The organism is Acinetobacter sp. YH12201 (assembly GCF_013418145.1).
Classification (GTDB): Bacteria; Pseudomonadota; Gammaproteobacteria; order Pseudomonadales; family Moraxellaceae; genus Acinetobacter.
Map to the genome: position 1 here is coordinate 1 of NZ_VPCP01000096.1, position 9,379 is coordinate 9,379.

13 protein-coding genes and 1 pseudogene are annotated in these 9,379 nt (G+C 35.2%); 8 read left to right on the forward strand and 6 right to left on the reverse strand.

All coding sequences use genetic code 11. The features are described 5' to 3' along the window. Both FTU91_RS14290 and FTU91_RS14295 read left to right on the forward strand, forming a co-directional pair. Nucleotides 1-197 (forward strand): annotated as a pseudogene (locus tag FTU91_RS14290) (IS701 family transposase); the annotation flags it as partial. 17 nt (nucleotides 198-214) lie between these two features. Beyond that, on the forward strand, nucleotides 215-703 hold the full coding sequence (locus tag FTU91_RS14295) for an ATP-binding cassette domain-containing protein (protein ID WP_180082605.1): 489 nt from the start codon (nucleotides 215-217) through the stop codon (nucleotides 701-703). A 204-nt stretch (nucleotides 704-907) separates the two neighbouring features. Here the strand turns inward: FTU91_RS14295 and FTU91_RS14300 are convergent, their stop codons facing one another. Beyond that, entirely contained in the window at nucleotides 908-1,429 is a 522-nt protein-coding gene (locus FTU91_RS14300) for a plasmid replication DNA-binding protein (protein ID WP_180082607.1), read from the reverse strand. 78 nt (nucleotides 1,430-1,507) lie between these two features. Further along, on the reverse strand, nucleotides 1,508-2,437 hold the full coding sequence (gene repM / locus FTU91_RS14305; protein WP_180082609.1) for a replication initiation protein RepM: 930 nt from the start codon (nucleotides 2,435-2,437) through the stop codon (nucleotides 1,508-1,510). Between the two features lie 597 nt (nucleotides 2,438-3,034). On the opposite strand from repM, the gene FTU91_RS14310 reads away from it, so the two are divergent. Next, nucleotides 3,035-3,298 carry a hypothetical protein gene (locus tag FTU91_RS14310; RefSeq protein WP_180082611.1) on the forward strand — a complete coding sequence of 88 codons (264 nt, stop codon included), beginning with the start codon at nucleotides 3,035-3,037 and terminating at the stop codon, nucleotides 3,296-3,298. A 108-nt stretch (nucleotides 3,299-3,406) separates the two neighbouring features. Here the strand turns inward: FTU91_RS14310 and FTU91_RS14315 are convergent, their stop codons facing one another. Beyond that, complete coding sequence (locus tag FTU91_RS14315; protein WP_180082613.1) at nucleotides 3,407-4,162, reverse strand: hypothetical protein; 756 nt, start codon at nucleotides 4,160-4,162, stop codon at nucleotides 3,407-3,409. A 221-nt stretch (nucleotides 4,163-4,383) separates the two neighbouring features. Between FTU91_RS14315 and FTU91_RS14320 the strand changes: the two genes are divergently transcribed. Beyond that, a complete protein-coding gene (locus FTU91_RS14320; protein ID WP_180082623.1) occupies nucleotides 4,384-5,337 on the forward strand; it encodes a MobA/MobL family protein in 954 nt (317 codons plus the stop codon). A gap of 44 nt (nucleotides 5,338-5,381) precedes the next feature. On the opposite strand, the gene FTU91_RS14325 is transcribed toward FTU91_RS14320, so the two are convergent. Further along, nucleotides 5,382-5,603 carry a helix-turn-helix transcriptional regulator gene (locus tag FTU91_RS14325; protein ID WP_180082625.1) on the reverse strand — a complete coding sequence of 74 codons (222 nt, stop codon included), beginning with the start codon at nucleotides 5,601-5,603 and terminating at the stop codon, nucleotides 5,382-5,384. Nucleotides 5,604-5,812: 209 nt separating this feature from the next. On the opposite strand from FTU91_RS14325, the gene FTU91_RS14330 reads away from it, so the two are divergent. Together FTU91_RS14330 and FTU91_RS14335 are read left to right on the forward strand one after the other, a co-directional pair. Then, entirely contained in the window at nucleotides 5,813-6,067 is a 255-nt protein-coding gene (locus FTU91_RS14330; protein ID WP_180082627.1) for a hypothetical protein, read from the forward strand. Nucleotides 6,068-6,199: 132 nt separating this feature from the next. Then, nucleotides 6,200-6,451, forward strand: a complete 252-nt coding sequence (locus tag FTU91_RS14335) for a hypothetical protein (protein WP_180082629.1) — start codon at nucleotides 6,200-6,202, stop codon at nucleotides 6,449-6,451. Nucleotides 6,452-6,475: 24 nt separating this feature from the next. On the opposite strand, the gene FTU91_RS14340 is transcribed toward FTU91_RS14335, so the two are convergent. Beyond that, nucleotides 6,476-6,790: a BrnA antitoxin family protein gene (locus FTU91_RS14340; protein ID WP_033134782.1), complete on the reverse strand. Its 315-nt coding sequence runs from the start codon at nucleotides 6,788-6,790 to the stop codon at nucleotides 6,476-6,478. Then, complete coding sequence (locus FTU91_RS14345) at nucleotides 6,753-7,064, reverse strand: BrnT family toxin (protein ID WP_057069502.1); 312 nt, start codon at nucleotides 7,062-7,064, stop codon at nucleotides 6,753-6,755. The genes FTU91_RS14340 and FTU91_RS14345 overlap by 38 nt, the downstream gene beginning before the upstream one ends. Before the next feature lie 416 nt (nucleotides 7,065-7,480). Here FTU91_RS14345 and FTU91_RS14350 point away from each other — a divergent pair, with 416 nt between their 5' ends. Beyond that, a complete protein-coding gene (locus FTU91_RS14350) occupies nucleotides 7,481-7,789 on the forward strand; it encodes a hypothetical protein (protein WP_180082631.1) in 309 nt (102 codons plus the stop codon). A gap of 272 nt (nucleotides 7,790-8,061) precedes the next feature. Continuing rightward, complete coding sequence (locus FTU91_RS14355; RefSeq protein WP_180082633.1) at nucleotides 8,062-9,270, forward strand: ABC transporter ATP-binding protein; 1,209 nt, start codon at nucleotides 8,062-8,064, stop codon at nucleotides 9,268-9,270. Nucleotides 9,271-9,379: the final 109 nt, after the last annotated feature.

Below are 9,379 nucleotides of genomic sequence, written 5' to 3' on the forward strand. Positions count from 1 at the left end.
GACGATCTAAACTGATTTTGAATCATATTTTTTCAGCCTTGATGGCCTACGTTGAGATACAAAAGAACCAGTTTGAGCGGATCTTTGAAAATATATATCGTTGGCAGAAGAAATTATTTAGACCAATGATCAAAAACTTCATTGATGACTTTATTCTCGATAAAAATCATCTGCTACCACAGAGAATCTATAAGTAATAGTGCGTAAGTCCTAGTTGATTTTAAAACAAATTCAACCTGATCAAGGAAATATTATAGTGAATAATATCCCTCTAAATAGTATTGAACGTAATATCTGGTTTTCTCAAATAGGGGTAGTTCCACAAGAAGTGATGTTATTGAATGATACGATTAAAAATAATATATGTTTAGGTCGAGCTTATGATGATCAGAAAATTTATCAAGCAGCTCAAAAAGCACAAATTTTAGATCGTATTACGATGATGCCAGATGGTTTTGATACCGTAGTTGGAGAAAGAGGTATGACTCTTTCTGGTGGAGAAAAACAGAGAATATCTATAGCAAGAGCACTATATGCTGATCCTGAGTTTCTATTATTGGATGAGGCTAGTTCGAGTTTAGATAGTGAAACTGAGTATGAAATCATGTCACATATGCGTAGCCTGAAAGACAGTGTGACGATTATAGCAATCACTCATAATCCTAAACTGATTCATACTGAAGATATGGTCATAAAATTATAGGTGAAACTATATGTTAATATTTCTAAAATTAACATAATGCACGTTATGCGAAATCAATTTAATAAATTGTTTTAAATCAATGCCTTATATTGGTTTTGAGAGCCCAAAAATACAGTTCTGGGCTTTTTTATCTTTTTAACCTGTTCCACGCCTACTATTTAACCAATGTTCCACGGTTTTGATTAGTCACCATGAACAATCCGCTCAGCCATACGGCTTAAAGAAACGGCTCCAGAAGCCCCTTTTCTCCGGTTCAGGCTCAACATGCTCTGGGATCGGAATCCGTTTAGGCTCGGCAGTAGTCAATTCCTCATGTTTCGTATCATCGCTGCCTGGTTCTGGCTGTGCTTGAGCTGCATTCGCTTGCGGCTGTTCTTGATCTGTAAACGTAGTCATATTGGCTTTTGGGGCTTCCAGTAAGCGCTGCATCGTTTCAATCTGGTTTTGATAGAAAGATTCCCGATCTTTGGCATCATCAAGCTGATTTTTCAGCATGTCTATCTGCTGTCTAAGCAGTAAAACTTCTGCCGAACTTGGACTGTCTATTTTTACAGGTTCTTTTACATCCTGTTTTTTAGCAGGCTCCCCAAATACACGGATAGCTTCTGAGAAATCAACTTTGTTGTCAGAATTTTTACTTAAAATTCCTTTATTTATATGATTGTAAATCGTTTGTCTGTTTATGCCGTAAAGCTTGGATAATTCTAAAACTGAAAGGCTTTTCATGATGTAAAACGATGCCTAATCTTGTCAAAAGGTATTGTCTATTAGACTGTCTAATAGACAAATCAGCAAGTCTATATTCTATGCAGCCTTGAAGCCTACTTTTTGGAGGTAAGGGTATAGTTCTTTAAACTTCTCGGGGGTTTGGAGCATTTCAGCAATACGCACAGCGAACTGCTGATAGCTTTCTGTGCCATGAGAGTATTTACCCATTTCAGGAAGCTGCGAAAGTTTGTTTGCAAACAAGTGGCGTTGAGCATCCGTCATTTTTGAGAAAATATCTACGGTGTTCGGATCTCGCTTGTTTTCTACCGATTGATTGCCCGTTTTCTTCTGTTTGAATGTGAATGAAAAACCTGAAATAGAACGGCCTTTTTTATGTTGTTCGTATTTAACAGTGATATCGGAAAACTCATTAATCTGGTCGATAGCAATATCTAAGACACGCCTTTTAAATGCTTCCATTCGAGTATATTCATTAACACCTATACCGAGTTGGTTGCGAAATTTATTTAATTCAAAAATAGGGGTTTTACCTACGGATTTCCATTGCATTAACAACTCATAGAGACGCACAGCATAAACACTTTTGAAATCTGAAGTTTTTTTCAAATGATAGCTAGTAAAATATTGCTCAAAACCATTTATTTTAGTGACATGCTCAATTACTACACGAGTTAAAGTAACTAATATTCTGCCTTCACCTTTTTTATAGTTAGCATCTTGGATCCAACGACTTTTTGTTGGGGTGCCATCTTCGTTGATAATGGTGAATTGTCTTTTAAATAAAGAATCTTCTGCGTCGATTAACGCTAAATATGCTGCATCTGGGGAAACATTAAAGGCTTGTGCATAGCGAGTAGCATTTAATTCTAATGGCTCATCAGTTGATAACCCTTGTCCTGTTTCACGAGCATCCACAATTGCTAATTGCAATAGGCGAGTTTCACTTAAGGTAAGAGTCTGTAAAGCTTGTACAAGTTTATTTGATTTTACAACCAAGTCTTTCATGTCATTCTATTTGGCAACTATTTTATTGTGTTGTTATAACAACACAATAAATTTATGTTGTCAAATACCGAGGAAACGTTGCTATATAACCGAGGAAACGTTGCTATATAACCGAGGAAACGTTGCTATATAACCGAGGAAACGTTGCTATATAAATCCTGAAAGCATTGCTAACAAAGGCTTTTGGCTTGCCTAAAAGCATTTAAAAAATTTAAAAAATAATTAAAAGAACGTTTGAAAAATTGCCCTTGGTTTTCGCTGCGCTCAAACTCTATTGCATCTCGCGATGCTCGATGCTTGGGGCAATTTTTTGGTTAATTCAATCTATAATTTTTAAAAGCAAAAGCACATGACCTAAAGCTAAGCATCTAATCATTAGTCATTTAGTTTTTATGCTGAAAAAAGCGGTTTTTCAGGATGTCTAGGCGCGAATTATGTAAGTTCGCTCTATAAAGTTAAGTTTCATGCCAAAAAGCATTTTTTAAAAAATGGTAGTAATTTGATTTAATCAAAAAAATTTTCAGAAACTCAACAAATGAAATCATGAAAAATTTAAAGTGTGTAAGCTCATTTTTTGGATCAAAAATGGAGTTCATTATGAACTTTTTAACAAAAAATGAAGATCAATATGTCTTGTTAGATTCCAGCATTGATTATTTAAATGCAACAGCATATTTATCGTTAGTATTTTTAAATGGTGAAGAATTAACATTGAAAAGTACTCATCTTCTGAGCATTGGGTATAATTTTATCGATTATCTTAAAGACAGTAAAAGCATAAAAATATCAATAAATCCGAGCTCTGAAAAAACGTTTCATAAACTACTACTTCTTTTTGATGAAGCTTTGAATTATGAATAAGCCCATTATTCCCTAGAGCTACGTGATGGCTTCACTTGTAACTATAGAGGTAATCAGGGTCAGTTCTTTTGCCTTGTAAATACTCGCTTAAATCGCAAATGAGAGCCTTTATTTGGGCTTATACAGTTTTTTGAGGATGACTTTGTGCAACTCTTCTTGATTTATATTGTATGTAGGAAGTTCATCTATAGCAGAAAGAACCAATTCTCTAGTAATTTTATGATTAGCTGTGAGGGTGAAAGCATCTTTGTATAATGAACTTTTAACTATTTTAGAACAAAAAGAAGCGTTTCGTGAAATCATACTTTCGACTGATTTTAAATTATCATGATCCAATGGCCACCCGCGCTTTCTCCAGAGGGAGAGAACAAGACCACCCAAAGCATATTTCAACTGATTTTCGGCATTCCTCTTCTTTTGAGCTTCTGTCAGTTCTTTGTGAGTTTTGTTTAAAATATCCCGTTTATGTTCATTCTCAAGTCTAATTCTGTCTTCAAGTGCTGCTTTTTCTATTTTTTGATAAGACGTTAATGCTCGATCAAGACGAAAGAAGTTGTCTTGATTTTTCTCTTTTTCAAGTAGTTGAAGAATTTCTATTTCATTCTTTAAAAGTTTTTGCTGATTTTTTTGTTTTGTCTTGATCTGGTCTAGTAGCGTCTGTCGTTGCTGATACTGATTTTTTTCACGATGAACTATTTTTAGCAGGTTCAGATCTTTTTCATCTAATTCTTCATATTCCTTCTGCAGCAGTTGTATAGCTTTTTGCTGATTCTTTTTTAGAAAGTCCAAGTCGATTAGAAATTTTTCTAACTCGTCTAGATCTGTTGTCGTGAGTGTTTTTGGGGGTCTACCACGTGCTGCCATCACATTCTCCGGCATGAAAAAGGGGGCAATTCTGATGTTTCAGTCTAGCATATGCCATCACGAAAAATATTTAAATAAATGTGAGAACATTTATTTAAATATTTAAGCTCGTTTCCGTGTTTTTAATTCGATATAATTACTACGCAATTATATCGAATTAAAAACACTACTCCTCGTGCTCCGCAGGCTCTGCGAGGCTGCACGAATTTGAAGGTGGACACATGTTCTACTGCAACCTGGAACATACCGTAAAAACAGCCGTGAAAACTCGCTCCGGCAAAGTGAAAAATGCAGCCACAGCCAAAAACAGGTTCCACTACATCACGCGGACCTCGCATTTCAGACACTACAAAGAAAGCGCAGCGGAACAGATCGAGTTTGTGAAATCCGGCAACATACCGAGCTTTGCCGAGGGCAAGCCGGCAGAGTTCTGGCAGGCAGCTGATGTTTATGAACGAAGCAATGGGCGAACCTGTTCGAGCCTGGTGGTGGCCTTTCCCAAAGAACTTACCCAGGCTCAGCGTATTGAACTTGCCGAAGAATTTATAGCAGAGTTTGCCGACCGTTACCGCTATCCCTTCACCTGTGCCATTCATAACCATGCGGGTTCGATTGGCGGCATTGAGCAGCCGCACCTACATTTCATGTATAGCGAGCGGCATGTAGATGACATCGAGCGGACACCAGAGCAGTTTTTTAAGCGATACAACCCGAAACAACCTGAAAAAGGCGGTGCTCAGAAATTGACGGCTGATGTCCTAGGCATGGGGAAAGCTCAGTTGCAGCTGTATCGGCAGAAGACGGAAGAATTGATCAATGCCAGTTTGGCACAGTATGCACCGACCAAAACCGTTGAAATCCGTGGCATTCCGGTTGAAGTTCCAAGCTTTGTCAGCTGCCTTTCCCATCGTGATTACAACAAAAAGCACGGAACGCAGTTAAAAGATGTGCCTGTGATGAACAAGGCGGTGCGTTTTGCACGGAAAAATGAACCAGAATTATTGGCCCAGCAGCAAGAAATGATCAAGGAGATCAAGCGGATTCGTGCTGAAAATAATTATGAGCTGTATCGACCACATTATGAGGCAGAACTGAGTAAACAGAAGCAGTTGGAACAAGAACAGCAGCAAATACCGGAAAGAACTAGAGGCTATGATGGCCCGAGTTTTTGGTAGGTTTATACGTTCAAACCTGAACTTGTACGCTACAGCGTACAAGTCTACTGTTCTTCATTCTCGCCATCTGTATATTCAAACAGGTCATTCATGTTGCAATCGAAATACTTGCATAACTTATCAGCTACCGATAGTTCTATTCGAATAGCCCTGTCGTAATAGAGTGCAGTCAATGTATTTCGATTGATTCCAGTAGCATTGACTACGTCACTGATTTTCAGAATCTTACGCTCTCCCATTAGGGAAGATAACTTGCAGTTAATCATAATGCCTTTTAGTTAAAAAAAATAACCTACTGTGGGTTGTTTTTTTGTTGCAAAAGTGGAGACGGTTTGGTAAATTATAACCTACAGAAGGTTATAATTTGTCTTTATAGGTAGATTTAACCTGTAATTTTAAATTATACAGGGTGAAGCTCCTAAATCAAAGTTTACAGCTTACCTCACCCGCATTCATATAGTTGAGGAGAAAGTGAATGTTATATAACCGAGAACTTTGGATCAGTGAACAAACAAGGCTAGTTGGACGTCAATTATTAAGAGAGCTGAATATCCAAATGGGATACGGGATTGCTGAATTTTTAGCTGTAAACCATTGTTATGACAATCAGGAGGCATTTTTGGTTTGGCTTGATCAGCAGTTGGCGAAGTATCCTGACGGGGTCGAGATTGAGCAAATTAAACAGAATTTTTTTGGACACTTTCCTGAGTCTTACTACAGTCTGTGCTAGCTTATTAATGTGATGATACGTAGGGAGCTTTAGCTCCCTTTTTTCATTTCGGATAAGAGATTTTATGTTAAATAAGACTATTAAGATCAGTTATAATTATCTAATAAGTGATTAAAAATAATAAGGTAATTTATGTCTACATGGGTGTGGGTGCTTATTTATTTGGCAGTTAGCTTAATGTTCAAATGGATTATTTCATGGGGGGGAGCTGATTATATTAAAGGCTGGAAGAGTATCTTTTTCTTAGATATGGAATCAAGCTCATGGAATGAAGAACAGCTTAGAGCTATGGCTTTGTTTCTATGGATAGCATTTACCATTCTTTTTATTATAGGTTTAATTTACCCCGAATTTAGATTCTATAAGGTTAAAAATAGTTTGTAAAAAACGGAGCTTAAGCTCCGTTTTTTATGGATGATTTTTTAAATCATTCAGCATTGCATCACGTAAAATCTTATTCATACGTGTCTGATAGCCTTTGCCTTGCGCTTTTAGCCATTGCATGACATCTGCATCAATGCGTACTGTAGTCACTTGTTTAGTTGGCTTATAAAACGGATTTTGGACAGCATTTTTCCAAAAGCTTTCATCAAGTTCAGGAATGTCCGAAAAGTCTATTTCACTGTCTGGGCGTTTAGCCAGGGCTTCAAGTCTTGCCTTTTGTTCTTCAGACAAAACAGGAGGATTATTCAAATCCATTTTGTAAGTAACGGTTTTGCTCATACTGTTTCCTCTCTTTTTTCTCTGCCTGTCGTGCCGAAATAATGCGGATATGATCCATCCCATTATGGTCTTGTACTGTGTGGGCCACCAATAAAACAGCTTGCCCATGTACCATACCTATCGCTTGCCAACGATATTCACCATTTTCAAAGCGATCCTGTTTATATAAGGCATGAGCATCGTAAAAAACCAAGGTTGCATCTTCAAAAGCTACACCATGCTTTTTAAGGTTTATTTCTGCTTTATGCTCATCCCATGAAAACTCAATTTTCATAGTTGCATCGCTTTTTGTTAATATAAAAATGTTAATACGAAATTGTAAATTTTGCAAAATTTAGCCAATTTTTATTGGCGGAATATATCAAAACTGCTCATAAAAAAGCCGACTTGTTTCCAAGCCGGCTTTTCGACATCATCGAGCACATTATTTATAGCATAAGTTTTTGATTTTTATAAATTTCAATGTATGCATTTCGTATAACCGCCATTATGTTAAATGGGGATAAAATTAACCAAATATTTTTAAGAATTAAACTATTTCTATTAGAAATGAATATTACTTAATAGCAGTTATAGAGCCTATCCAGCTTTTTAAGCCTTATTAGTAATTATTCATGTTTATAAAATGAAGATTTTTAAAGAAAAAAAAACTATGATTAGGGTAACGAAACTTTTTTATTTATCAACAATATGAAATTAATCCAGCTAGCTTTTTTCTTTTCCTTAATTGTTTACGGCCATAGTGTAACAGCGGGTACTTCAACGAATGCAGTGAGAACAAATTCAGGGCAAATAGTTGCAATTGGCGATAGTTATATCAGTATGATGAATAAATTTAAGGAAGCTCCTTTATCTTCTAGTAGCTATGAAATTGAAAAAAATGAATTAAAATACACAGTTACCGAGTATCATTATTTAGTAAATAATATCTATTACACGATTATTGTAGAGAAAAATACAATTACAGCTATTTCTTGGGATAGACAAGTAGACTTTTAATAAACTTTTTTCGCTTGGTCATAATGTAAAGATAAAGTTAAGATCATAAGTTTAACTTCTCTAAAATTACTAGAGTACATGATATTTAAATTTAAAAATAATATATATCATTGATTTTTATTATTTTTTTGAAATATAAAAGTCTGAGCTATATGGACTTGGGCTTTTATTTCTAATTTCCAATAATGGCTGTTATGCCAAATAAAATAGGAGATTTAAACAATAATTGATAAAGTAAATTAAAATAGTTCTAAATAAGGGCGGACAAGAGTTTGCACACTTTCCTTAACAAAGACCTAAAAAATGTTAGAAATGCACTACTTGAGAACATTAAACTATTTATTGGACAATCAAAGTTATATGTATTTTTATTATTCTGTTCCATTCTAATATCAACAATACTTGCAGTATCGGCTCCTTATACCTTTGCCTCAATTATCGATAAAATTTCATTAAATAATCCTATAAAAAATATAGGTTTAGGATTTGCTGTTTATGCGGTATTACTTGGTTTGTCTTTAGTTTTTAAAGAAGCTGTGACTTATTTGTCGGTTATTCTGGCAGAAACTTTAAACTATATTACTTCTACAAACTTTTTAAAAAAAATACTTTTAAAAGAATCCCACTTCTTTATTCTGCATAATCCTACTGAAATTCAAGCAATGCAAAATCAAGGTGTATTTGCATTAAATAAAGTGATGCAAATGGGCTTAATTTCTTTTATTCCTAGTGTCTTACAGATCATCTTTTCATGTTTTATTTTAGGGATAAAACTCGACTTCAAGATTGTCACTATTGTTATTTTATATGGCTTATTCTTTATTGGGTTGTCGTATTTTTCTAGTAAACGTATAGAACGATATTTAAAAGAAGCAACCAGTGAAAGACAGAAAAATATTCAATTGCTTGGAAATGCGATGTCTATGATGGATATCCTAAGATTTTTTAATGCAGGTTCCTGGATAGATCAAAGATTTCAACAGGGTTCTCAAAAAGTCTTGAAAAGTCTGACTTCATATTCCTTGAAGCGTACTTATTATGCGGTTATTTTTGGTTCAGCTCTTACTATTCAGTTTCTTATTAGTTTGTATATCCTTATTCCTGAAGTCCAAGCAGGTCGTATGAGCGTTGGAGATTTGGTTTTATTCAATGCTCTACTACTTCAACTAAACACACCTTTTGAAATGATAGGAAGATGTATTCTTGAATTTAATCAATCGTATATAGAATTTAAACCTTTTGCCAGAATGTGGAATGAACCAGAATTAAAAGATAGTTTAAAACAGTCTACAGTGAGCATTTCAACCGAAAAGGATTTACTTAGTATATTAAAGTTTCAGGACGTATCTTTTGCATATGCAAATGGTCGTGGAATTCAGAATATTAATTTTATAGCAGTGCGTGGAAAGATTACTTTTTTAACAGGGGATAGCGGAGCCGGTAAATCTACGATCTTTAAGTTGATAGGACTTACGCATTGACGGATTCAAAAAAGTATTAAAATACTTTATAAAGTATCTGTGATCAGACGAATTAAACATGCTTCTACAGCAACTTGTACATTACCCATTTATATGGGCTTTCTCATGA